Origin of the sequence: Dyella sp. OK004, from assembly GCF_900114495.1 — a bacterium.
Classification (GTDB): Bacteria; Pseudomonadota; Gammaproteobacteria; order Xanthomonadales; family Rhodanobacteraceae; genus Dyella_D.
In genome coordinates this window covers 363742-387923 of sequence record NZ_FOZI01000001.1, presented here as the reverse complement: position 1 = coordinate 387923, position 24182 = coordinate 363742, and the positions used below count along the sequence as shown (strand labels likewise).

The 24182-nt window shown below is 64.3% G+C and carries 24 protein-coding genes and 1 tRNA gene; 19 read left to right on the top strand and 6 right to left on the bottom strand.

Features of this window, described 5'->3' with window-relative positions; genetic code table 11:
- Positions 1-55 precede the first annotated feature (55 nt).
- From BM338_RS01725 to BM338_RS01640, 18 genes are all read left to right on the top strand, one after another.
- On the top strand, positions 56-655 hold the full coding sequence (locus BM338_RS01725) for a DUF3011 domain-containing protein (RefSeq protein WP_090449046.1): 600 nt from the start codon (positions 56-58) through the stop codon (positions 653-655).
- A 117-nt stretch (positions 656-772) separates the two neighbouring features.
- A complete protein-coding gene (gene aspS, locus BM338_RS01720) occupies positions 773-2545 on the top strand; it encodes an aspartate--tRNA ligase (protein WP_090449045.1) in 1773 nt (590 codons plus the stop codon).
- 113 nt (positions 2546-2658) lie between these two features.
- Positions 2659-3321 (top strand): alpha/beta hydrolase, encoded by a 663-nt coding sequence (locus BM338_RS01715; RefSeq protein ID WP_090449044.1) that lies wholly within the window; start codon positions 2659-2661, stop codon positions 3319-3321.
- A gap of 93 nt (positions 3322-3414) precedes the next feature.
- Entirely contained in the window at positions 3415-4146 is a 732-nt protein-coding gene (locus BM338_RS01710; protein WP_090449043.1) for a YebC/PmpR family DNA-binding transcriptional regulator, read from the top strand.
- A gap of 40 nt (positions 4147-4186) precedes the next feature.
- Positions 4187-4708: a crossover junction endodeoxyribonuclease RuvC gene (gene ruvC, locus BM338_RS01705; protein WP_090449042.1), complete on the top strand. Its 522-nt coding sequence runs from the start codon at positions 4187-4189 to the stop codon at positions 4706-4708.
- On the top strand, positions 4705-5304 hold the full coding sequence (gene ruvA, locus BM338_RS01700; protein ID WP_090449041.1) for a Holliday junction branch migration protein RuvA: 600 nt from the start codon (positions 4705-4707) through the stop codon (positions 5302-5304). Before ruvC ends, ruvA begins: the two co-directional genes overlap by 4 nt.
- Positions 5305-5320: 16 nt before the next feature.
- On the top strand, positions 5321-7210 hold the full coding sequence (locus BM338_RS01695) for a potassium transporter Kup (protein ID WP_090450061.1): 1890 nt from the start codon (positions 5321-5323) through the stop codon (positions 7208-7210).
- Positions 7211-7353: 143 nt separating this feature from the next.
- Positions 7354-8403 carry a Holliday junction branch migration DNA helicase RuvB gene (gene ruvB / locus BM338_RS01690; protein ID WP_090450060.1) on the top strand — a complete coding sequence of 350 codons (1050 nt, stop codon included), beginning with the start codon at positions 7354-7356 and terminating at the stop codon, positions 8401-8403.
- Positions 8396-8830 (top strand): tol-pal system-associated acyl-CoA thioesterase, encoded by a 435-nt coding sequence (gene ybgC, locus BM338_RS01685; protein ID WP_090449040.1) that lies wholly within the window; start codon positions 8396-8398, stop codon positions 8828-8830. Before ruvB ends, ybgC begins: the two co-directional genes overlap by 8 nt.
- Positions 8831-8854: 24 nt before the next feature.
- Positions 8855-9544 (top strand): protein TolQ, encoded by a 690-nt coding sequence (gene tolQ / locus BM338_RS01680; RefSeq protein ID WP_090449039.1) that lies wholly within the window; start codon positions 8855-8857, stop codon positions 9542-9544.
- Positions 9545-9554: 10 nt separating this feature from the next.
- Entirely contained in the window at positions 9555-10001 is a 447-nt protein-coding gene (gene tolR, locus BM338_RS01675; RefSeq protein WP_090450059.1) for a protein TolR, read from the top strand.
- Positions 9988-10923, top strand: coding sequence for a TonB C-terminal domain-containing protein (locus BM338_RS01670; RefSeq protein ID WP_090449038.1), 936 nt, complete (start codon positions 9988-9990; stop codon positions 10921-10923). The genes tolR and BM338_RS01670 overlap by 14 nt, the downstream gene beginning before the upstream one ends.
- A 7-nt stretch (positions 10924-10930) precedes the next feature.
- Complete coding sequence (tolB, locus tag BM338_RS01665) at positions 10931-12247, top strand: Tol-Pal system beta propeller repeat protein TolB (RefSeq protein WP_090449037.1); 1317 nt, start codon at positions 10931-10933, stop codon at positions 12245-12247.
- Positions 12248-12495: 248 nt separating this feature from the next.
- Positions 12496-13005 (top strand): peptidoglycan-associated lipoprotein Pal, encoded by a 510-nt coding sequence (gene pal / locus BM338_RS01660; protein ID WP_090449036.1) that lies wholly within the window; start codon positions 12496-12498, stop codon positions 13003-13005.
- Between the two features lie 2 nt (positions 13006-13007).
- A complete protein-coding gene (ybgF, locus tag BM338_RS01655) occupies positions 13008-13898 on the top strand; it encodes a tol-pal system protein YbgF (RefSeq protein ID WP_177229197.1) in 891 nt (296 codons plus the stop codon).
- A 10-nt stretch (positions 13899-13908) separates the two neighbouring features.
- Positions 13909-14601, top strand: a complete 693-nt coding sequence (queE, locus tag BM338_RS01650; RefSeq protein WP_255367161.1) for a 7-carboxy-7-deazaguanine synthase QueE — start codon at positions 13909-13911, stop codon at positions 14599-14601.
- A gap of 133 nt (positions 14602-14734) precedes the next feature.
- Positions 14735-15415: a 7-cyano-7-deazaguanine synthase QueC gene (queC, locus tag BM338_RS01645; protein ID WP_090449035.1), complete on the top strand. Its 681-nt coding sequence runs from the start codon at positions 14735-14737 to the stop codon at positions 15413-15415.
- Between the two features lie 60 nt (positions 15416-15475).
- Positions 15476-15551 (top strand) — tRNA-Lys (locus tag BM338_RS01640).
- A gap of 67 nt (positions 15552-15618) precedes the next feature.
- Here the strand turns inward: BM338_RS01640 and BM338_RS01635 are convergent.
- Both BM338_RS01635 and BM338_RS01630 read right to left on the bottom strand, forming a co-directional pair.
- Positions 15619-16632, bottom strand: coding sequence for a YncE family protein (locus BM338_RS01635; RefSeq protein ID WP_255367160.1), 1014 nt, complete (start codon positions 16630-16632; stop codon positions 15619-15621).
- A 72-nt stretch (positions 16633-16704) separates the two neighbouring features.
- Positions 16705-18105 (bottom strand): sensor histidine kinase, encoded by a 1401-nt coding sequence (locus BM338_RS01630; protein WP_090449034.1) that lies wholly within the window; start codon positions 18103-18105, stop codon positions 16705-16707.
- A gap of 343 nt (positions 18106-18448) precedes the next feature.
- Here BM338_RS01630 and BM338_RS01625 point away from each other — a divergent pair, with 343 nt between their 5' ends.
- Complete coding sequence (locus BM338_RS01625; RefSeq protein ID WP_090449033.1) at positions 18449-18970, top strand: DUF3617 domain-containing protein; 522 nt, start codon at positions 18449-18451, stop codon at positions 18968-18970.
- Between the two features lie 54 nt (positions 18971-19024).
- Here the strand turns inward: BM338_RS01625 and BM338_RS01620 are convergent, their stop codons facing one another.
- The 4 genes from BM338_RS01620 to BM338_RS01605 all read right to left on the bottom strand — a co-directional run bounded on the left by BM338_RS01620 (position 19025) and on the right by BM338_RS01605 (position 24113).
- The gene (locus BM338_RS01620; protein WP_090449032.1) at positions 19025-20080 is read right to left on the bottom strand and encodes a class I SAM-dependent methyltransferase; all 1056 of its coding nucleotides are present in this window, start codon (positions 20078-20080) and stop codon (positions 19025-19027) included.
- Positions 20081-20230: 150 nt separating this feature from the next.
- A complete protein-coding gene (phnD, locus tag BM338_RS01615; protein WP_255367159.1) occupies positions 20231-21220 on the bottom strand; it encodes a phosphate/phosphite/phosphonate ABC transporter substrate-binding protein in 990 nt (329 codons plus the stop codon).
- 179 nt (positions 21221-21399) lie between these two features.
- The gene (locus tag BM338_RS01610) at positions 21400-22074 is read right to left on the bottom strand and encodes a LuxR C-terminal-related transcriptional regulator (protein WP_090449030.1); all 675 of its coding nucleotides are present in this window, start codon (positions 22072-22074) and stop codon (positions 21400-21402) included.
- Positions 22075-22211: 137 nt separating this feature from the next.
- A complete protein-coding gene (locus BM338_RS01605; protein ID WP_255367158.1) occupies positions 22212-24113 on the bottom strand; it encodes an ATP-binding response regulator in 1902 nt (633 codons plus the stop codon).
- Between the last annotated feature and the right edge of the window lie 69 nt (positions 24114-24182).

The following is a 24182-nucleotide window of genomic DNA, read 5'->3' as shown; positions in this document are numbered from 1 at the left end:
CCGGTTGCCTGAGTTCCGGTAGCGTGACGCCACCTTCAACACTTGGTGGACGACGATGAGCGCGATGAGCAGGGGGCTATGGGCAATGGTGGCGGTAGGTGTTGCCGGCCTGGGTTGGATGACGCCTTCGCCCGCGCAGGCCCAATGGGGCGGTCGCGAGCCGCAGGCGGTTTACTGCGCCGGCGATGACGGCCGCCCGGCCCGCTGCCCGGTGCCGTGGCGCGGGCCTTCGGACATGGTGCAGCAGCTGTCCAAGGCGGACTGCGTCCGGGGCCGCAGCTGGGGTGCCGACGATGGCTCGGTCTGGGTGACCGGCGGTTGTCGCGCCAACTTCCTGCCGGCGCGCGGTGGCTGGGGCGGTGGGCGCCCGGATCGGGATGATGATGACCGGCCCGGCTGGGGCAACGGCCGCCAGGATGATGGCGGCTGGCGCCCGGGTCCGGACTGGAATCGCGAGATCCAGTTGCGCTGCGATAGCAATGGCAGCCGCTATCAGTTGTGCCAGGTCGACGTGGGCCGCAATGGCCGTGTGCGCCTGGTCCGCCAGATATCGGACACCCGTTGCCGCGAGGGCGACAACTGGGGCTGGAACCGCGCCGGCGTGTGGGTGGACAACGGTTGCCGCGGCATCTTCTCGGTCGACCGGCGCTGGTAAGCGTCTGATGGCCCGGGGCCGCACGGCCCCGGGCGACGGCGTTCGGCCGTCGCGGTGTTAACATTCCGGGTCTTTTCCATGTCTCATGCCGCCGCGGCGGCCCGGAGTTCCAAGCGCATGCGCACGCATTACTGCGGCCTCATCGACGAGGCGCTGGTCGGCCAGACCGTCACCCTGTGCGGCTGGGTCAACACCCTTCGCCTGCAAAGCCACGTTGCCTTTGTCGACCTGCGCGACCACGAAGGGATCGCCCAGGTGGTGGTGGAGCGCGAGAACGCCGACGCATTCGCCGTGGCCGGCGGGATCGGCTACGAGTACTGCCTGCGCGTCACTGGCACCATCCGCAAGCGTCTGTCGGTGAACGACAAGCTCAAGACCGGCACGGTCGAACTGGTGGCCGATAAGGTAGAAGTGCTCAACGCCGCGAAGGATCTGCCGTTCGCGCTGCACGAGAATCCCAACGAGGACATGCGGATGACCTACCGCTACCTCGACCTGCGCCGTCCCGAGATGCAGCGCATGATGCGCACCCGCATCAAGCTGGTGCAGACACTGCGCCGCTACCTCGACGCGCGCGGTTTCCAGGATATCGAGACGCCGATTCTCACCAAGGCCACGCCGGAAGGCGCGCGCGACTATCTGGTGCCGAGCCGCGTGCATCCAGGCCAGTTCTACGCGCTGCCGCAGTCGCCGCAGCTGTTCAAGCAGATCCTGATGATGGCCGGTTTCGACCGCTACTATCAGATCGCCCGCTGCTTCCGCGACGAAGATCTACGCGCGGATCGCCAGCCGGAATTCACCCAGCTTGACCTTGAGTTCGCCTTTGTCGAAGAGAAGGACGTGCAGGATTTCGTGGAGGAACTGATTCGCCACGTATTCAAGGAAGTGCAGAGCGTCGAACTGGCCGAGACCTTCCCGCGCATGACCTGGGCGGAAGCGATGCGTCGCTTCGGTTCCGACAAGCCGGACCTGCGCATTGCGCTGGAACTGGTCGATGTGGCCGACGCGCTGAAGCAGGTGGAGTTCAAGGTGTTCGCCGAGCCGGCCAACGATCCGGCCGGTCGCGTTGCGGCGCTGTGCCTGCCGGGCGGCGGCACGTTGACCCGCAAGGAAATCGACCAGCTCACCGAATACGTGGCCAAGTACGGCGCCAAGGGCCTGGCATGGCTGCGCATCGACGATCTGTCCAAGGGGCGCGAGGGCATCAACTCGCCGGTGGCGAAGTTCCTCGATGACACGGCGCTGGACGCGGTGCTCAAGGCAACGGGTGCGCAGAGCGGCGACATGGTGTTCGTGGGTGCGGGCAAGTGGAAGACGGTCACCGATTTCATGGGCGCGCTGCGCCTGAAGGTCGGCAAGGATCGCGGCCTGGTCGAGAACAGCTGGAAGCCGCTGTGGGTGACCGACTTCCCGATGTTTGAATACGACGAGGAAGAAAAGCGCTTCGTCGCCCTGCATCATCCGTTCACTGCGCCCAAGGTCGACGACATCGGCGAGTTGCGCGCGAACGCGGCGAATGCGGTGAGCCGCGGCTACGACATGGTGCTCAATGGCGCCGAGATCGGTGGTGGCTCGATCCGTATCCATCGCCCTGACATGCAGAGTGCGGTGTTTGAGTTGCTGGGCATCAGTGCGGAAGAGGCGGAAGTGAAGTTCGGTTTCCTGCTCAAGGCACTGAAGTTCGGCGCGCCGCCGCATGGCGGCCTGGCTTTTGGCATCGACCGCATTGCTGCGCTGATGGCCGGTACCGAGTCGATCCGCGACGTGATTGCTTTCCCCAAGACCACCAGCGCGCAGGATCTGATGACCGACGCGCCGTCGATGGTTTCCGAGCCGCAGCTGAAAGAACTGCATGTGCGGATTGCTGCCGCGGACAAGCTTCACGGCTAAGGCGCCACGGCATCGGGAAACGGCTGGTTTTGTGACGAGCAGGCTTGCTCCTTGGGAGTAAGCCTGCCTATCGTGCTGCTCCCTTGTTTCTCCTCTCCCTCACCGGCTTTTCGATGACCGATCACGTGATCTTGTTGCATGGCCTGTGGATGCGCGGTTTCGCGCTGGTCATGCTGCATCGCCGGCTGATGGAGGCGGGATTCCGTGTGCATCGCTTCGACTATATGAGTGTGGCGGCGACGCAGGAGCGCATCCTCGGCCGCCTGCACGCGCGCATGCAGGAACTGGCGCCGGACGTAGGTTCGGTACATCTGGTGGGACACAGTCTGGGCGGTCTGCTCGCACTACGCGCCTGCGCTGAAGAGGCGCCGCTGCCACCGGGCCGCATTGTTTGTCTTGGTTCGCCGTTGAAGGGCAGCGCGGCCGCACGGGCGTTCGCGGATCTGGGCGGACGCGGCGGCATGGCGCTGCTTGGGCACAATCGCAGCCTGCTTGAGCATGGCTTCGATCAATGGACGGGCGCGCGCGAAGTGGGTGTGATCGCCGGCCGCCTGCCGATCGGGCTGGGCGCGATACTGAAGCCGCTGGCGGGCGAACATGACGGAACCGTGGCAGTGGCGGAGACGGAGTTGCCGGGTATCGCCGCCCATTGCGTGGTTGAGGCCAACCATACGGGCTTGCTGTTTTCGGCCGACGCGGCACGGCAAATTGCCCGGTTTTTGCACCAGGGGCGCTTCGATCGCGTCGCGACTTCCGTGGCAGACCGCCCCGGGTGAGCAATCCTCTGGAATCTGGCCGGCTTGCCAGCCCTCCGGGCGAACGGGATAAAATCCGCCCCTTGTCCGTACGCAAAGGTTCAGGAACACGCCATGGGTAGAGGCCCGTCCATCGAAGGTCGCAAGAACGCCGAAGACGCCAAGCGCGCCAAGGTGTTCACCAAGCTGATCCGCGAGATCACGGTGGCCACCCGCGCCGGCGTGGCCGATCCGGCCGCCAACCCGCGCCTGCGCGCGGCGGTGGACAAGGCGCTGTCGGCCAACATGACCAAGGACACCATCGAGCGCGCGATCAAGCGCGGCTCCGGTGCGGATGGTGGCGCGGCGGAAGAACTGCGCTACGAAGGTTATGGTCCGGGCGGCATCGCGTTGATCATCGACTGCTTCACCGACAATCAAACCCGCACCGTCGCCGACGTGCGCGCCGTGCTCAACAAGAACGGCGGCAATCTGGGCACCACCAATTCGGTGGCATTCCAGTTCACCCGCTGCGGTGAACTGGTGTTCGCCACTGGCGGCAATGAATCACAGGAAGAAAAGGTGCTTGAAGCGGCACTAGACGTCGGTGCCGACGATGTCATCAATGAGCATGGCGAGAGCACGGTGATCTGCGCGCCAGAAAATTTCGAGTCGGTGCAGCAGGCTTTGATCGCTGCCGGCCTGCATGCCGAGCATGCAGGCGTGACCATGCGCCCGAACAATCGCGTAGCGGTGACGCCCGAGAACGTCGAGGCCCTGCAGACGCTGCTCGACAAGCTCGACGCGCTGGACGATGTGAGCGAGGTCTCGCACAACGCGCTGCTTCCGGCCGAGGCCGTAGGCTAAGTCCGCACGGGCCATTGCGGCCCGTGGCTAGCACACGCTCATGACCCGCATCATCGGCATCGACCCCGGCAGCCAGCGCACCGGCGTGGGCATCATCGAGGTCGATGCGACCGGGAAGTTGTCTCATGTTTTTCATGGCGCGCTGGCGGTGGCCGGCGAGGCCAGTTTTCCACTGCGCCTGAAACGCATCTTTGACGAGCTGTGTGCCATCATCGCCGCGCATCGGCCGGACGAGTGCGGCATCGAGCGTGTGTTCATGGCGCGCAATGCCGATTCGGCCTTGAAACTGGGGCAGGCGAGAGGCGCCGCGATCTGTGCGGTGGTGAGCCAGGGGATCGTGGTGCACGAATACGCAGCGACAGAAGTAAAGCAGGCAGTGGTTGGCAGCGGCCGCGGCGACAAAACCCAGGTACAGCACATGATCGGCGTGCTGCTCGGCCTCAAGGGGCCGTTGCAGGCGGATGCCGCGGACGCGCTGGCCATCGCGGTAACCCATGCGCATACCCGTGCCAGCCTGGCGCGCGTGGGGATTCCGCGCACCGCCTGGAGGCGCCGCCGATGATCGGTCGCCTGCGCGGCATTCTGGTTTCCAAGCAGCCGCCATGGTTGCTGGTCGAAGTGGGTGGTGTCGGCTATGAGCTGGAAGCGCCCATGTCCACCATCTACGACTTGCCGGCCACCGGTAAGGAAGTGACCCTGCTCACCCATTACGCGGTGAAGGAAGACAGCGTGGCGCTGTACGGCTTTCTGCACGATAGCGAGCGCGCGCTGTTCCGCAATCTGCAGAAGGTGAGCGGCATCGGCGCGAAAATCGCGCTGTCGGTGCTGTCCGGCGTTTCCGCCAGCGACTTTGCGCGGCTGGTACAGGCGGGCGACGTGGTGGCACTGACCAAGATTCCCGGTATCGGCAAGAAGACCGCCGAACGCATGGTGGTGGAGCTGCGTGATCGCGTGGATGGCCTGGCGATGAGCCTGCCAGGCGCTTCCGCCAAGGCGAACGGCGCGCCGCTCGATCCGGCCGGCGAGGCTACCGTGGCCTTGCAGCAGCTCGGCTACAAGCCCGCCGAGGTGACGCGTCTGGTGCAGAAAGTCGCCGCCGAAGGCGACAGCGCCGAATCGATCATCCGCAAGGCGCTGCGCGCCGCATTAGGAAACTGACGTGAATCCAGCCTCCATGCATGGCAGCGCCGACACTGAGACCAAGCGACGCTTGGCCACTCTGGCGCTAGGTGCCATCGGTGTGGTCTACGGCGACATCGGTACCAGCCCGCTGTACACCTTGCAGACCACGCTCAGCCACGATGGCATGAAGCCGACGCCGGAGAGCATCTTCGGCGTGCTGTCGCTGATCTTCTGGGCCCAGATCATCGTGGTCTCGCTGAAGTACGTGGTGTTCATCATGCGCGCCGACAACAAGGGCGAGGGTGGCATCATGGCGCTGCTCGCGCTGGCGCTGCGCAGTGCTAGAGGCGATGCGCGCATGCGCTGGATCCTGGCGATCCTCGGTATTTTCGGCGCCGCTTTGTTCTATGGCGATGGCGTGATCACGCCGGCCATTTCGGTGCTCTCCGCGGTAGAAGGCATGAAGGTGGCCATCCCCGACTTGCCGCACTGGGTGGTGCCGGTGACCTCGGTGGTGATCCTGTTCTTTTTGTTCGCCTTGCAGCGGCATGGCACCGAACGCGTGGGCAGGCTGTTTGGTCCGGTGATGGTGATCTGGTTCGTGGTGATCGCGCTGTTCGGCGTGCGCATGATCGCGGTCAATCCGCAGGTGTTGCATGCGCTCGATCCCACCTATGCCGTGAAGTTTTTCATCAGTCATGGCTTGCAGGCTTTTATCGCACTGGGTGGCGTGGTGCTCGCACTGACCGGTGCCGAGGCGCTGTACGCCGACATGGGGCATTTCGGTAAGAAGCCGATTCGCCTGGCATGGTTTAGCTTTGTGCTGCCGGCGCTGGTGCTCAACTATTTCGGTCAGGGTGCCTTGCTGCTTTCGCACCCCGAGGCCATCGATAACCCGTTCTTCAAGCTGGTGCCGCAGGCCTTGCTGTATCCGATGATCGGCCTGGCCACCCTGGCTACGGTGATCGCCTCGCAGGCGGTGATCTCCGGCGCGTTCTCGATGACGCGCGAAGCGATGGCGCTGGGCTATTCGATGCGCATGCCGATCGTGCATACCTCGCGCGAGATGTCAGGGCAGATTTTTGTGCCGTGGGTGAACGCGTTTCTGCTGGTGATGGTGCTGCTGGCCGTACTCGGTTTCCGTAGCTCGGAGAATCTGAGCGCGGCCTATGGCATCGCGGTGACCGGTACCATGGTCACGACCACCATCCTGGCCCTGGTGGTGGCGCGCTATCAATGGAAGTGGAGCCGCATTACGGTGGCGGTGGCCGGCATCCTGCTGCTCACCATCGATCTGGCTTTCCTCGGCGCCAACCTGATCAAGATCGAATACGGCGGCTGGTTCCCGCTGGTGCTTGGCGTAGGTGTGTTCATCGTGATGACTACTTGGCGTCGTGGCCGCGAGCTGGTGGTGCGCGAGATCAAGCAGTCCGGTCTGGCGCTGGCGCCATTTATCGAGAATGTCAGTGACCATCCGCCGTTACGTGTGCCGGGTTCGGCGGTGTTCCTCACTGCCAACCAGCATGCCGTGCCGCACGCGCTGCTGCACAACCTCAAGCACAACAAAGTGCTGCATCAGCGCAATGTGCTGCTAACCGTCGATATGTTGGAAACGCCGGTAGCCGATGCAGACGAACGTATCCACATCACTTCGCTCGGTCACGATTTCTATGGCCTGGAATTGCGCTTCGGTTTTGCCGAGGATCCCAATATTCCCGAGGCTCTGTCCAAATGTTCGCGCAGCGGCCTGCCGTTCGACATGATGGACACCACGTTCTTCCTGTCGCGCGAAACCATCATTGCGGACGATCGCCGGCCGGGCATGGCGTTGTGGCGTGACAAGCTGTTCGCCTTCATGGCCCGCAACGCGCTGCCGGCCACGGCCTTCTTCCAGATTCCCGGCAACCGGCTGATCGAGCTGGGTGCGCAGGTAGAGATCTAGGTAGGAGCGCACCCTGTGCGCGAAAGCCCTGCGTGAGCAGGGCCGTTCTTTCTTCCTCATATGGCAAAGCAGCCCTGCTCGCGCAGGGCTTTCGCGCACAGGGTGCGCTCCTACAAGCGCCCGGCCCTGCCATAATGCGCGGCATGACCGAACACCGCATCATCACCGCCGCCGCACAGATGGACGACGAGGCCCTGGAGGCATCGATCCGTCCCAAGCGGCTCGCCGAGTATCTCGGCCAGCAGGCGGTGCGCGAGCAGCTGTCGATCTATATCGAGGCGGCGAAGAAGCGGGGTGGGGCGCTGGATCATGTGCTGATCTTCGGGCCGCCTGGTTTGGGCAAGACCACGCTGTCCCATGTGATCGCCAACGAGCTGGGCGTGAATTTGCGTTCCACCTCGGGTCCGGTGCTTGAGCGTGCTGGCGACTTGGCTGCACTGTTGACCAACCTCGAAGCGCATGACGTGTTGTTCGTGGACGAGATCCATCGTCTGTCGCCGGTGGTGGAGGAAGTGCTCTACCCGGCGATGGAAGACTTCCAGATCGACATCATGATCGGTGAAGGCCCGGCCGCGCGCTCGATCAAGCTGGACCTGCCGCCGTTTACCCTGATCGGCGCAACCACCCGCGCTGGCCTGCTCACAGCGCCGTTGCGCGACCGCTTCGGCATCGTGCAGCGTCTGGAGTTCTATACACCCGAAGAGCTGACGGCGATCGTGCGCCGCTCGGCACGCATCCTCGGTATTGCCTGCGATGCGGAAGGCGCGCAGGAAATCGCCCGCCGTTCGCGCGGCACGCCGCGTATCGCCAATCGTCTGCTACGCCGGGTGCGCGACTACGCGGAAGTGCGTGCAGGCGGCCACATCGACCGCGCGGCGGCGCAGGCGGCGATGGATATGTTGAAGGTCGATGCCGAGGGTTTCGACGAGCTGGACCGGCGCCTGCTGACCATCATCATCGAGAACTTCGACGGCGGACCGGTGGGCGTGGAGTCGCTGGCAGCGGCGCTCAGCGAAGATCGCGGCACCCTCGAGGACGTGGTCGAGCCGTATCTGATCCAGCAAGGCTTTCTGGTGCGCAGTGCGCGCGGGCGCATGGCCAGCGCCAAGGGCTGGCGCCACCTGGGGCTGACCCCGCCACCGCGTCAGCCACAGCCGGCCGATCTGTTCACTGCGGGCGAATCCGATGTCTGAAGCCACCCCGTCGTCCGCCCCGGACAGCTTCCGCTGGCCGGTTCGCGTGTATTGGGAAGACACCGATGCGGGTGGCGTGGTCTACCACGCCAGCTACCTGCGTTTCATGGAGCGGGCCCGCACGGAATGGCTGCGCGCGCAGGGCATCGACCAGTCGGCTGTCAAAGAGACCACCGGCCTGGCCTTCCTGGTGCGCGAGATGCAGATCGATTTCTTGCGGGCGGCCCTGCTAGACGATGAACTGAGCGTAACAGTCGCGGTCCAAGAGCGGCGCGCTGCCAGTATCCTCTTCGCCCAGACGATCAGCCGGGCCGACGGTACGCAGCTGATCCGCGCGCAGGTGCGCGTGGCGTGCGTAGACATCCGTCGCATGCGCCCGGCCCAGATTCCGGCCGGGATGATTCCTGGCCTACCCCCACATAAATAACCCGCGGCGGAGAACGCTCAAGCAATGAACGGTGGACTGAACATTTTCAAGCTCGTCGCGGAAGCGAGCATCCTGGTGCAGCTCGTGCTGCTCGTGCTGCTGGTGTTCTCCTTCCTGTCCTGGGTGATCATCATCCGCAAGCACCAGCAGCTGCGCACCGCGATGGACGAGGCCGAAGGCTTCGAGGAGCGTTTCTGGTCCGGTGCCGACCTGGCCCAGCTGTTCCGTGAGGTGAGCAACCGCGGCGCTATCGGCGGCGGCATGGAGACGGTGTTCGAATCCGGCTTCCGCGAATTCGCCCGTCAGCGCCAGCGCAAGACGCATGACATGCGCGTGGTGATTGAGGGCTCCGAGCGCGCCATGCGCGTGGCTGGCACCCGCGAGATCGGTCGCCTGGAGCGCAACCTCGAGTTCCTCGCCAACGTGGGTTCGATCAGTCCTTATGTGGGTCTGTTCGGCACCGTGATCGGCATCATGGGCGCCTTCCAGGGCCTGGGCGAAATGAAGGACGTGACCATCGCCGTGGTGGCGCCGCACATCTCCGAGGCGCTGATCGCTACCGCCATGGGTCTGTTCGCCGCGATTCCGGCGGTGTGGGCGTACAACCGTTTCGCCAACAAGGTCGATCGCGTGGCCTCGCGCTACGAAGTGTTCCAGGAGGAGTTCTCCTCCGTGCTACAGCGTCAGATCCAGACCGACGACGCGACGGCCTGAGGGCATGGCGATGCGTAGTTCCATGCGCCACAAGCGCTTCAAGCTCAAGTCCGAGATCAACGTCGTTCCCTATATCGACGTGATGCTGGTGCTGTTGATCATTTTCATGGTCACCGCGCCCATGATGAATCTCGGCGTCGATATCCAATTGCCGCAGACCCAGGCCAAGTCGCTGAAGGACAAGAAGGACCCGGTGGTGGTCTCGGTCGACGAGGCCGGCCAGATCTACCTCAGTGCGGAAGGGTCCAAGCGCGAGCCGGTCAGCGCCGACGACTTCAAAGCGCGCATCACCGCCTATCAGAAGGCGAACCCTGAGCTGCAGGTGTTGGTGGCCGGCGATGAGCGGGCCAACTACGGCAAGGTGTATCTGATCCTGCCGATCCTGCAGGAGGCCGGGGTGTCCAAGATCGGCCTGATGAGCCAGCCCGAGTCGAGCGGGAAGCATGGACGACCGTAAAGGCACGCCCAAGGCGGTCATTCTTTCCGCCGTTCTCCATCTGGGCATCGTGGCCTTCCTGGCTTTGGCGATTGTGCCGTGCTCGTTCTACGAGAGTCTGTTTGAGACCCTGCATTTGCCAGCGGGCTGGAATCCGATTGCCTGTGCCAAGCCGTTGGAGTTGCCAGGCCAGATCATCGAGGCCACCCTGATCGGCCCCACCGGTGCGCCGCCGCCGAAGGCCCAGAAGGCTAAGCCGGTGCCGGACTCCACACCGCCACCGCCCACGGTGCCGCCGCCGACACCGCAGGAGCAGGCGCCCGTGGTGAAGACCTTGCCGCCGCCGCCCGAGCATCCAGACACCAAGGATCAGGAAAGGGTCGTGGCCGACGCCTTGCAGAAGGCGGAGGACGCCAAGCGCGAGCAGGAAGAAAAACAGCGCCAGCGCCAGTCCGAACTGGACGCCCAGGCGGCCAAGCAGAAGCAAGAGAAGCAAAAGCTCGATGAGCTGTTCGCCAAGATGGATGCGGCTGCCTCGCAGCGCTCGAAACTGGAGAACAGGGCCAAACAGGCCAAGCAGCAGATGGAAGAGCTGAAGAACGCTCAGGACAATGGCGAAGCCAATCTGCCAAACGCGGAGCAGCGCCAGACGGGCACCAATGGCCCCGACAGCCTGCTGGCGCAATACCAGGCCGCGATTCAGAACGCTGTCACGCAGAATTGGCTCCGCCCGGATAACATGCCGAGCACGCCATGCGTGGTGCACATCGTGCAGTTGCCGGGCGGCGACGTCATGAGCGCCAAGGTCGATTCAGCCTGCCCCTACGATGATGCCGGCAAGCGTTCTATCGAGAACGCCGTGCTGCGCGCTCAGCCGCTGCCCTACAAGGGCTTCGAGAGCGTGTTCAAACGCAATATTGATTTCACCTTCAGGCCGCAGTGATCAGCCCATGCGCAAATTGAGCTCTGTCTTCGCATCCGTCCTGTTGTCCGTATCGGCCCTGTTTGCCGGTACGGCCACAGCCCAGTCGCTCAACGTCGATATCGTCGGTGGCCTCAAGACCGCCACCCCGATCGCCGTGGTGCCGTTCGCCCAGGCGGGCGGCGCACCGCTGCCCACCGACGTGGCCGACGTCATTCGCAACGACTTCAACCGCTCGGGCAAATTCCGCTCGCTGGCGAAGAGCGAGATCGTCGAGACCCCGTCCAAGGGCTCGGACATCAAGTTCCCGACCTGGCGTCTGCTCAAGCAGGACTTCCTCACCATCGGCCGCATCAGTGATGCCGGCGGCGGCATGCTGCGCGTCGAATACGAACTGTGGGACGTCAACAAGCAGCAGAGCCTGCTGGCCCAGGCGTTCACCGCCCCGGCCGGCGACCTGCGTGGCGTGGCCCACCAGATCGCCGACCAGATCTATGAAAAGATCACCGGTGTGCGTGGCGCATTCTGGACTCGCATCGCCTATATCACCGCGGTCGGCCTGGGTAACAACACTACCTACGCGCTAATCGTGGCCGACTCGGACGGCTACAACCCGCAGGTAGTGGCCCGTTCCCGCGAATCGTTGCTGTCGCCGCATTGGTCGCCGGACGGCAAGAAGATCGCCTATGTGTCCTTCGAAAGTGGCAACTCGGCCATCTATGTGCAGGACATCACCACTGGCTCGCGCCAGCTGGTATCGGCCCGTCCCCGCGGCATCAACAGCGCCCCGGCCTGGTCGCCGGACGGCAGCAAGCTGGCTATCTCGCTGTCGTACTCGGGCAACCCCGAGATCTACGTGATGGATGTCGGTAGCCGCCAGGAAACCCGCCTGACCAAGACCCTGTCCATCAACACCGAGCCGGTCTGGTCGCCGGACGGCCAGAGCATCTACTTCACCTCGGATCGCTCGGGTCGCCCGCAGATCTACCAGATGCCCGCCTCGGGCGGCGGTGCCACCCGCATCAGCTTCCAGGGCCAGAACAACTTGAGCGCCGACGTCAGCTATGACGGCAAGCAGATCGCCATGGTGCAGGGCAACGGGAACGTGTATCGTATCGCGGTCATGGACCGCAGTCTGGGTGGGCAGGTGCGCTTCCTCTCGCCGGGCCCGATCGACGAGTCCCCGAGCTTTGCACCCAATGCAAGCATGCTGTTGTACGCCGCAACCGAAGGACGTCGCGGTGTTTTGTATGCCGTCTCGGCCGACGGTCAGGTTCGCCAGCGCCTCGTACTTTCCGATGGTGATGTGCGCGAACCGTCCTGGGGCCCGTACCGGCAGCGTTGAGTTTTGTGGCTGCGGCGCGCAAGCGTCGCGGCCGAACGATTAGGGTCGACAGGATGGGCCTTGGCCTGGCTGTCGGTCCAGTCACCGACCGGGCTTCGCGGCCCTGGCTGGTGAGGCCGGCAGGGCAGAGCAGCGCGCTGCCGGCGCCAAGGTGTCAAAATAACAGCCGGTCCACCGGCGATCACTGTCCTGTAACCGCAATCGTTATTGACTGTCGGAACTCAAACCCGTTTGAAGGAACGTCCACCATGAATAAGACCGTTCGCGTCGCTCTGGTCGCCCTGCTCTGTGTTGGCGCGGCCGCTTGCTCCAAGAAGCAGGAAGTCAAGCCGCAGCCGCAGGCTGAGCAGACCCCTGTGACCGAGGCTCCGGCCACTGGCGCCGGCAAGTACACCCCGGAAGATCTGGACCGTGACGCGTGCCTGCGTCAGCGCGTCGTCTACTTCGACTTCGACAAGACCGAGATCAAGCCGGAGTTCCAGCAGATCATGGCGTGCCACGCCAAGTACCTGCAGGACCGTCCGACCTCCCAGGTCCGTCTGGAAGGCAACACGGACGAGCGCGGTACCCGCGAGTACAACCTGGGCCTCGGCGAGCGTCGTGGCAATGCCGTCTCCAGCGCGCTGACCGCTGCCGGTGGTTCGGCCAGCCAGCTCAACGTGATCAGCTACGGCAAAGAGAAGCCGGTGTGCCGTGAGCACAACGAGGACTGCTGGAGCAAGAACCGTCGCGTCGAGATCGTCTACACGGCGAAGTAAGCATGACGAAGCGACTGGCTAACAGCTTCACAGCCAGGCTTGGCATGGCGGGCGCAATTGCGTCCGCCATGCTTTTTGGCCTGCCGGCGATGGCCCAGGATTCCCGCCTCAGTCTGGCCGACCGCGTTTCGCGGCTCGAGCAGCAGGCGCAGAACCAGGACCAGGGCGGCGTCGGCATGGTCAACCAGATGCAGCAACTGCAGGCGCAGGTGCAGCAACTGCAAGGCCAGATCGAGGAACTGCAGCATCAGGCGCAGGAACTCCAGGACAAGAACAAGGCGCAATACGTGGATCTCGATTCACGTATTGGGCGTCTTGAAAGCGGTGGCGCAGCAGGTGCCGCCGCTGGTAACGCTGGCGCTGCCAATGCTGGCGCCAATCCGGCAACAAATTCGGGCACGCCGGCGCCTACGACAGCTCCGGCTCCGGCGGCTGATGCCGCCAAAAGCAAGGGCGGCAAGCCTGCTCCGGCGGCGGCAAGTGCAGCTCCGGCTGCCGACGCGGCGGGTGCGCAGGCCGCTTATGACGCGGCCTTCAAGTCGCTGCGTGGCGGTGACTATGTGCAGGCTTCGCGTGGTTTTCGCACCTTTATCCAGCAGTATCCGGACAGCCCGCTGACGCCGAACGCGTACTACTGGCTGGGCGAGTCTTACTACGTGACCATGAACTACCCGGTTGCGCTGGAAGCTTTCCAACGCCTGCTCAGCCAGTTCCCGCAGAGCGACAAGGCGCCCGACGCCATGCTCAAGCTCGGCTACAGCCAGCTGGAGTTGAAGCAGGGCGATGCGGGCAAGGCGACGCTTAAGTCGGTGACCACCAAGTACCCGGGTTCCAAGGCTGCCAGCCTGGCCCAGGAGCGCCTGCGCCGGCTGCAGCTGCAGCCGGCCAACTGAGGTTTGTGTGGTGAGTGGCAGTAACGCGAGCGTGGCGCCCACCACGTCGACACCGGCCGTGGCCGAGCGCCTGCGCATCACCGAGATCTTCCATTCGATCCAGGGTGAGGCCGACGCGATCGGCTGGCGCACCGTGTTCGTGCGCCTCACTGGCTGCCCGCTGCGCTGCGTCTGGTGCGACACCGAGTACTCGTTCTACGGCGGCGACTGGCAGGCGATCGACGACATCCTCGCCGAAGTCGCCACGCATGGCGCGAAGCATGTTTGCGTCACCGGCGGCGAGCCGCTCGCACAGAAACGCTGCCTGATCCTGCTGCAGCGCCTGTGCGATGCCGGCTACGACGTGTCGCTGGAAACTTCCGGTGCGCTCGACGTTTCCGTCGTCGATCCGCGTGTGCGCAAGGTGATGGATCTAAAGGCGCCCGATTCCGGCGAGAGCAAGCGCAACCTTTGGTCCAATCTCGATCACCTGCTGCCGCACGACCAGGTAAAGATCGTGATCGCCAGCCGCGCCGACTACGAATGGGCGCGCGGTGTCGTGGCCGAACACGCCATCGATCGCCGCTGCATGGTGCTGTTCTCGCCGGTGCACGGCAAAGTGCAGCCGCGCGAGCTGGCCGAGTGGATCATCGAGGACAAATTGCCGGTACGTTTCCAACTGCAGCTGCACAAGCTGCTATGGAACGACGCACCGGGTCATTGATGGATCACGCCTCCCGCATGCGGGGGCGTTGCTGCACGGCGAGCCGTCGTAGCCTGTTTCACGCGCGCCGGCCTGTGTTGCCGGTGGCGCTTTCCGGCCGGTGATCGGCCTGACTCCAGTGTGGATATCACTCATGTCCGAAGCTTCTCCCCGCAAGGCCGTCATCCTCGTTTCCGGAGGCATGGATTCGGCAGTCACCATCGCTATCGCCCGCGAGCAGGGCTATCAAGTGCATGCCCTGAGCGTGGCCTATGGCCAGCGTCACAGTTCCGAGCTGGAAGCCTCCGCGCGCGTCTCGCGTCTGCTCGGCGCGGTGGAGCACAAGACCGTGCACGCCGACCTGCGTTCTATCGGCGGCTCCGCGCTCACCGCGGATATCGACGTACCCGAGGAGGGCGGCGAAGGCATTCCGGTGACCTATGTGCCGGCGCGCAACACCATCATGCTGTCGATCGCGCTGGGTTGGGCCGAAGTGCTCGGTTCCAGCGACATCTGGTGTGGCGTCAACGCGGTGGACTACTCCGGCTATCCGGACTGCCGCCCCGCCTTCATCGAGGCTTTCGAGCAGCTCGCCAATGTGGCGACCAAGGCCGGTGTGGAAGGCGCGGGCATCCGCATCCACGCACCGCTGATGCGCATGAGCAAGGCCGACATTGCACGGGAAGGACTGCGCCTTGGGGTCGATTTTGCCGAGACCGTCAGTTGCTACCAGGCCGATGCACAAGGCCGCGCCTGCGGTCACTGTGATGCCTGCCGCCTGCGCGCGCAGGGCTTCCGCGAGGCGGGGCTGCCCGATCCGACGCGTTACGTTTGAATCGGCTTGGGTTGTGTCGCAGGCCCGCAGACCTTAAAATTGCGGGCTTAGCTTGATGCCGGGTCGTTAGCTCAGTCGGTAGAGCAGTAGACTTTTAATCTATTGGTCCCGAGTTCGAATCTCGGACGACCCACCAATGCAAAGCCCGCCTGGTTTGATCCAGGCGGGCTTTTTTTTGTGCTTGCGGCAGCGCGTGTGCTGGCTCAGTGCGAACCAGCCACCAGCAAGGTGAAACCGGTCACAGGCGCACCCTTGGCCGCGGGATTGGCGGCGACCAGATAGACAAGATGTTGCTGCGCATCGAGCGCCATGGTGCGTGCGCCCTTCTGCGTGGGCACGTTCGCGGCGACGGTGTAGTGATCCGCATCGTCTTGGCGAACTACGGTCAACGTACCTTCGCCGTTGGAGCTGAAGACCAGCTTCGCCTGCGGATCGAACGCCGCCGCATCGGGACCCTTGCCGATCGGCAGCTTGGCAACCTGATGGCCGTCGCGCGCATCGGTCACCACCATCAGCTGGTTGTCGCATACCGAGAATAAGCGCTGGTTGGCGGCATCGAAGGCGAGGCCGCTAGGCGAGTCGCAAGGTGCCAGGGGCCACGTATGCGCGACCTTGCCGGCTTTCAGGTCGACGTGCACCAGCTGGCTGGTGTCTTCCAGGTTCACATAGAGATTGCCTTTGCCATCGCTCACCGCGAACTCCGGTTTGCCGGACAGGGCGATGGTGCTCAGCTCTTTGCCCGCGGCGGGATCGATCACGCTGATGTTGTTGCTGTGGCCGTTCATGGTCAGCACGTGGCCGCTGGCGTCATCGAACACGATGGCGTCCGGGTTCTTGCCGCTCAGCGGAATCTGGCCCACGACTTTCAGTGCATCGAGATCAATGACGCTGACGTTGTCGCCCTTGCCATTGCTCACGTAACCACGTCGCTGCGCCGTCGCCAGCGCCACGCCATGAGCGTGCTGCATGCCGGAGATCTCGCCCGCGAGCTTGCTGGTATTCGCATCCACCACCATCACGCGATCGTTGCGGGCGATGAAGATGCGATGTGTCGTGGGATCGAGGCTGAGGTAATCCCAGCCGCCCTCGCCGCCGAGCTCATGGCGCTGCTGGATGGTATAGGCGGGCACAGCGTGGCCCGCAGGTGTGGAGGCTGCCGAGCCGATGGCTGGCAGCAGGGCGGAAAGGACAGCAAGCATGATAGGAGAGGCTTTCATTGCGGGCTCCAGAGCCGGTAATGGCAGGTGGCGCGGAGCATGGAGCCGGATGATTAGCGCTCGCTGTGGTGGTCAGCTGGCACGCCGCCAGATGGGAGTGGGCTTGCGGCCACGCGGTGCCTGGCTGCGTTCCGCGACCGGCGCTTCAGGCAGATCGAACCAGAAGGTGCTGCCCCGGCCAGGCTCCGAGCGAAGGCCGATGCGGGTGCCGAGCAGGCGCGCCAGCCGGTCGCCGATGGCCAGGCCCAATCCGTAGCCATCGCGGCGCAGCGCCTCGGCAGCCGGCAATTGCACGAATTCCTCGAAGATATGCTGCTGCTGATCGGCGGCGATGCCGGGGCCGTTGTCGCGCACCTCGATGCGTATCGCCCGGCCGCGCCGCCGCGCCGCGATCAACACACGCCCCAGCGGTGCGTTGGCGATGGCGTTGCTGGCGAGCTGCAGAAGTAGGCTGGCGGCCAGTTCCGCATCACCCTGCAGGTGATGGTGGCTGTCGTGCCAGATCACGGTCGCGCCACGGCGGGAGGCCTCCTCGTTGAGCCATTGGCGGTCATGCAGGAACAGGTCGGTGACGCTGAACTCCACCGGCTTCACCGTCACCACGCCGGCATCCAGTCGCGACATTTCCAGCAGCGCATCCAGCAGCCGGGTCATCGAGGCAATGCTGGCGCGCATATGCGTCAGCAGCGCCTGTTGGTCGATATCGGCGCTGGGATGCAGGTTTGCGGTGAACAGCTGCAAGGCCTGCAACGGCTGGCGGAAGTGATGGTTCACCAGTGCGATGAAACGCGCCTTGCTGTGTGTGGCGGCCTGGTTCTGGCGCGCATCCTGGGTATCGAGTGCGAGTGACGTCTGCTCACGTCGTCCGGCGAGTACCGGCAGAGCCTGCTCGATGTGAGCGAACGCTTCCGGCAAGCCGGCGCTGCTTGCCGGCAGGGGTAGCCCGTCCAGGCAGGCATCGAGCATGCCTTGCACTTTCTGCAGAGGCTGGGTGACTTGGCGGTGCAGTGTCCAGCGCGCCATCCATGCCAACAGCAGCACGCCTGCGGCGCACAGCGCACCAAGCAGCCAGGTCATGGTCTGCGCGCGGCGTAAGGGCTGCAGGTCGGCCTGCATGGTCAAGGCAGGATGGCCGCCACCGATCGCGGGAAGAGCGCGCCGGTAGTTGCCGCTCTGCTGGTCGGCTACCGGTTGGCCACTGCTCCAGCGGCGACCATCCGGATGCTGCAGTTCGACATGTCGCAGGCCGCCTTCGCGCAGGGCGGCGTCGAGCAAAGGTTGCGGTGCGTCAATGCCAGCCGCGATCGTCCCGGCCAATTGTTCGATGCGCCAGGCCAGCTGGGCGTCCAGGCGTTCGCCCTGCACGTTGGCGACCTGCGCGGTCAAGGCCAGCACCAGAGCCAGGGCGGCGAGAGTCACCGGTAATACCGCATCGAGAAACAGGCGGTGCAGGAGCTTGGTTCGCGGATCCATGCGCTCAGCCTCCCGGGATGTAACGCGGGGCGGCCGTCCCGGCGGGCGAAGCGGGCAAGGCGGGTCGATGCAAGGTGACGGCACAAGTCTTCGGCATGACGCTGCCTTGGCTGTCGTTGCGGGGTAGGGCGCGCAAGCGCTGTCTGCCGTCCCTGGCACCTTGCATGCACTCTAGGAGAGTCCGCGCGGGGGTTCGATACGCTCTTTGAACTAGCTATCTCGGATATAGAGCGAATGGGGTAGGGCCGGTTACCCGTCCGCATGACGCCGTCACGTTTTGTCGCTACCTTGAGCGGCCTGTGGCCCGCCATGGGCTGCCCGCATCGTCACCAGGGAGATCGCCATGTCCGCTCGTTTCCGTCTGCTGCTTGTCCTGCCCATGCTTTGTCTCGCCGGTACCGCGCTGGCGGTCGAGCTGCCGTCCAACCTGCCCAAGCGCAAGCCCGGTCAGTGGGAAATGCAGATGAGCGGGATGGGCGGCCAGCCGCAGGTCGTGAAGCTGTGCGTGGACGAAGCGACCGACCAGACCATGTACCAGATGGGTGCGCAGATGAGCGGCTCGATGTGCAGCAAGTACCAGCTCAACGTAAAGGGCAGCACGGTGCTGGCTGATGGCGTCTGCTCGATCCCCGGTCCGCAGGGCAACGTCACCATGACAAGTCATAGCGAGACCGTCTTCGACGGCAGTACGTCGTACAAGACCGAAGGCCACATCAAGTACGACCCTGCGGTAATGGGGCGCTCCGAGGCCACGGTGAGCAGCAGTGGTCGCTGGGTTGGCTCATGCGCCGCCGGGCAGAAGCCGGGCGATATGGTCATGCCGAACGGTACGGTGATGAACATCAAGGACATGGGCGGCAAGTAATCCGCATCGACGGGCGCAGGCGACGGTGCAGACCATCGTCACCTGCGCGGCACTTCACGGTCGCGCTTCGTAAATCAAATTGAACGGCGTTTCAGTGGCACGCCGGAAGCGCCGGAAGCCACCCTCGGTTACCACCTTGCGCATGCGCGCCTCGCCGGCCTGGGCACCCAGGCACAGCCCTACCTCCTGCGCACGCGAGGCCGGCGTGCAGATCATGGTGGAGGCGGAATAGAACACGCGCCCCACGGGATTGAGATTGTCCTGCAGCGCGTCGTTGGCGAACGGCTCGACGATCATCCAGGTGCCATCGGGTTTCAGTGAGTCGAGCACATGACGCGACGCACCGACCGGATCGCCCATGTCGTGCAGGCAATCAAATACCGCCACCAAGTCATAGTCCTCGCCCGGATACGCCTTGGCCGCCGCCACCTCGAAACGCACGCGGTCGGCCACACCCGCGCGCTCGGCGGCACGGCTGGCCCATTCGATCGATGGTCCGTGATAGTCGTAGCCGACAAAGCGCGAGGCCGGATAGGCCTGCGCCATCAGCAGGGTCGACGCGCCGTGGCCGCAGCCAACATCGGCCACCGTCGCGCCGGCTTTCAGCTTGGCCTCGACGCCGTCCAGCGAAGGTATCCATTCCGATACCAGGTGCGCGGCATAACCCGGGCGGAAGAATTTCTCGGTGCCGTGGAACAACCAGGCGTCGTGCTGATGCCAGCCATAGCCGGCGCCGGTACGGAAGGCATCGATCAGTTGCGGTACCGACTTCAGCGCACCCAATGAAGCGAGAAACGCACCGGGGAGATAAGCCGGACTGTTCTCGTCGGCGAGCGTGAACGCCTGTTCCTCGCTGAGGCTGAACTGCTGCGTCGCGGGGTCATACATGGCGTAGCCACTGGCCGCCTGCGCGCTGAGCCACTCACGCACATAGCGTTCGTCAGTGTGTGTTTTGCCGGCCAGTTCGGCCGGCGTCATCGGGTGTTCGGCGAGTGCCTTGTACAGCCCCAGCGACTCACCGATCACCACCGTGCCGGCGTGTAGTGAGGCACCAAAGTCCTGCACGAACTTGCCGACGAAGTCGTTGAGCTTGTTCATGTCCAAAGCCATGGCAGTCTCCTGCGTAGTGGAAGGGTGCTGAGCATCCTTTCCCGGCAGGTTGCGGGCGTGGCGAGGGGCGGGGTCGATCGCGGGTCACACGGAATAAGCATGATTGACCCGATCAGGCGCGGGTGCCATACCACCGAAGCGCTATGCGTTTTACGGCTGCGGAGAGGCGATCAGCTGGTGCACCAGTGCTTCGTGATCGCCGTCGAGCTTCTTGAGGCGGGCATTGAGTGCAGCGTCATTGACCCATTGCGCGCTGAGCGCGCGACGGCGCTCCAGCGTGTAGGCCATGTCGGCGAAGGGCACCAGAGTCTCGTTGCCGGCGGGCGCGAAGCCGCTGATGTCGTGAATCAGCTTGAGCTTGGCCCGTTCCGCTGTGGCGTTCTTGCCCTTGGCATAGCCGGTGATAAAAGCGGTGACGCGCTGGCGCAGCTCCGGGGCAAGGTCGGTGCGCATGATCACTACCGCATGCGGAATCAGGCTGGAGGTCCACAGGATCCGCAGTCGCGCGTACTGCTCTGGGAAGTGCGTAGCGAAGCGTTCCAGGTCGGCGGTGTTGTTGGTGGCGATGTCGGCTTCCTTGTTTGCCACCGCCAGCGCGTTGTTCTGGTGGTTGTCCACGGTGACGCTGGCGAAGAAGGTGTCCGAATCCAACTTGCGGTTGGCGAACAGCTGAGTCTCCGGCACCACGTAACCGGACACCGACAACGCCTCGCCGCGCGCATAGCGCCAGCGCCCGGCACGCCGGAAGACGTCGTCCAGGCTGTGGATGGGCGAATTCTTTTCCACCAGCAAAACGGAGTAATAACCATGCGAGCCGTCGCCGCGGGTGAGCTGGGCGATCACCTGCATCTGGTCGCGGCTTACGGCGTCGAGTGCGAGCTTGCCGGAGACGAACGCCAGGTCGATGCGATTCTCCGTCAGCGCCTGGGCCAGACCCTCGTAGGTGCTGACCGAAACGCTGCGCACCGGACGGTGAAGGGCGTACCCCATGTCGTCCAGCAAGGGGCGCCACGCTTCCAGTGATTCGGAAGGCCCGCCAATGGGAAGGATGCCAAAGGTCAGCGGTCGTTCGGTACCGGGCGTCGCGGCCCATGCGGTCCATCCGGACAGGGTTAGCAGTGTCGCCAACAGTGCACGCAAGACCAACCCCAGCGCACCTGACGATGCGCGACGGCACCTGACGTCGGCGGCCCATCCCCTGCGCAAAGCTTCGTCTCCCCGGATGGCTGCCGAAGCATACGCCATGCAGGGATAGGGAGTACTGCCGCGTGGATCTCTTGCGACCCTCGGCACGGCCATCCTGGCCTCAGGGGGGATGCTCAGATACCGCTGATGCGGCGTGAGGCGACCACCGCCTCGACCCGGTTGCGCACGTTGAGTGCGCGGAAAATCGCTGCCAGATGGATTTTTACCGTGCCTTCACTGATACCCAGATCACGGGCGATCAGCTTGTTGGGCTTGCCCTGAGAAAGCAGCCGCAGCACATCGATCTGGCGTTCGGTGAGCAGCTTGCGCAGGCGCTCCTCCAGCGAGCGTGAGGCTTCCGCGAGCGTGCCACCGAAGCTGGTCGGAGCCTGCGTGGCCACATGGTTTTCTTCCAGCATCATTGGCGGCACATAGGTGCCGCCGGAAAGCACCAGGCGCACAGCGGAGAGCATCACTTCGGGCGAATAGGCTTTGGGAATAAAGCCGTGGGCGCCCATCCCCAGCAGTTCTTTCATCAGTGTCGGCTCTTCCGAGCCGGACAGCACGATCACCCGTAGTCGCGGCAGGGTCTCGATGATCTCGGCCAGATGCGCCGTGCCGTGTCCGCCCGGCATGGCCAGGTCGACCAGGGCCAGGTCGAAGCTGTCAGCTTCGTCGCCGTGAATGGCGCGGCGCAGTTCCTCCACATCCATCGCTTCCGCGAACTCGACGTCTGGCCCCAGCTCGGCGAGCTTGAGCTTGACCCCCTCAACAATCAGTCGATGGTCGTCCGCGATCAGTATCCGCATCTCGCTCCCCAGTGCGTCCGCACAGATCCTCTGTTGCGGTATGCGCCCTGGCAACATAGTCCCGGCAAGGTCCCACGGCAACAGGGTGGGGGATTTCCATACGGCCTAGGCTCTAGGTGATAGATAAGTAGTGGCGCTCAGACCTCGTGTTTGGCGGCGTTCCAAACCGACACCATGGCCTCACGCAGCTGCTCCGGCGATACCGGCTTGTAGAGCACCGGGATCTTGGCCGCCATGATTTCGCGCAGTCGGTCGCTGCGTGTTTCGCCAGTAATCAGCAGGCGGGGGAAGGGCTCGGCACCGTCGCGCAGGAAGTATCGGTCCAGCGCAGCCAGTACATCCAGGCCGCTTTCGTTGTTGCGCAGGCGCAGGTCAGAGATCACGATGTCCGGCGGTTGCGACCACGACTCCACCGCTTCCAACGCCTGGGTACGATCCTCCGCCACCGCCACATCGCAGCCCCAGCCGCGCAGCAGATAGCGGATACCGGAAAGGATGGCCGGTTCGTCGTCGATCACCAGTACGCGCATGCCGGTGACGTCCAGCGCGGCCTGATCCACTTCGGGTTGCAGCGGATGCTGCGGTGGCACTTCGGGCAGATGAAAACTGAAAACACTGCCGCGCCCCGGCGTGGACTTCAGTTGCACGCGCGTGTCCAGCAATTCGGCCAGACGCTGCACAGTGGCGAGACCCAGTCCCAGGCCGCGACGCGGGCCGGAATCGTGTTCGCCGGTGCCATGGCAGTCGACGCGATAGAACTCGTCGAACACGCGCGCCTGATGCTCGGGTTCGATGCCGCTGCCGGTATCCCACACATCCACCCGCACCGTGCCGTCCAGCCGATGTCGCGCGACAACCAGCACGCCGCCCTGGCGCGTATAGCGCAAGGCGTTGCTGACCAGGTTGTTGAGAATGCGCGCCAACATGGTGCGGTCGCTGCGCACCCATAGATGGGTGGCACGCATCACCAGCCGCAGGCCGTGCTGCTCGGCGATCATGCGGAAGTTGCGGCTAACCTCCTCGAACACATGATCGAGCGAGAACTCGCTGATCTCGATCTGCATCGCGCCGGTTTCCAGTCGCGACAGATCCAGCAATTCGCTGAAGAGATGGTCCAGCGCTTCCACGCATTCCTGGATATGCGCGATGCGATCGAGTCGCACCGGGTCGCGTTCGTCCACCGCGAGCGATGAGGAAAACAGCGTCAGCGCATACAGCGGCTGGCGCAGATCGTGCGAAGCGGCGGCCAGAAAACGCGCCTTCGCCACACTGGCCGCTTCCAGCGCAGCGTTCTTGCGCGCCAGCTCCACCGTGGCGTGTTCGATTTCCTGTTCCATGCCGCGCTGGATGTCGTACAGCGCCGCGGCGGCGGCATTGAAGCCGCGCTGCAGTTCGCCGATCTCACTCTGATCGGTGACCTCCACCTCCACCCTGCGGTCGCCACGTCCGAGTTGATGCACGGCGCCGGCGAGGCGACGCAATGGCGCGCTGATCCAGTGCGCGGCCTGCCAACCGATCACCCCGGCAATAAACAGACTGAGCGCGAGCGCGATCAACGCATTGCGCAGGCTTGCGCGCTGCGCCGCGATGGCCTCGCTCATGCTCACATCGACCAATACCGAGCCGATCGTTGGCTGCAGCGGTTGATCGCTGTCTTTCACGTCGTGCACCACCGTCAGCACATCGCTGGGGCGCTTGCTGGTGTTGCCACGGCTATCGGCCAGGATCTCGCCGTCGCTGGCGCGGATCTGCACGTGAGCGACGTGCGGCAATTCACTGATCGATTCCGCGATGCGTTTGATATCGCGCCGCTGCATATCGCGGATCGGGTCCACCGAGATGGAGGCGGCCTGGGTGGCGATGGCGTCGGCGGTGCTCTGCGCCATGCTGCGCAGGCTGTTCAATTGATAGCGGGTGAGCATGATCACCAGCAGTGCGGCGGTGACCAGCGTGGGCACAAGGGCGATGAAGGCAAGCCGCTGCATCAGCGACGTGCGCCGCCACAAACGTATCGCCCACGAGTTCACCCCTGCACTCACCGGCCCTCATCCCCATGCGGCGCGTCTTGCACCGGCATGGGGGAGCCTAGCGCGAATTGGGGGAGGCGG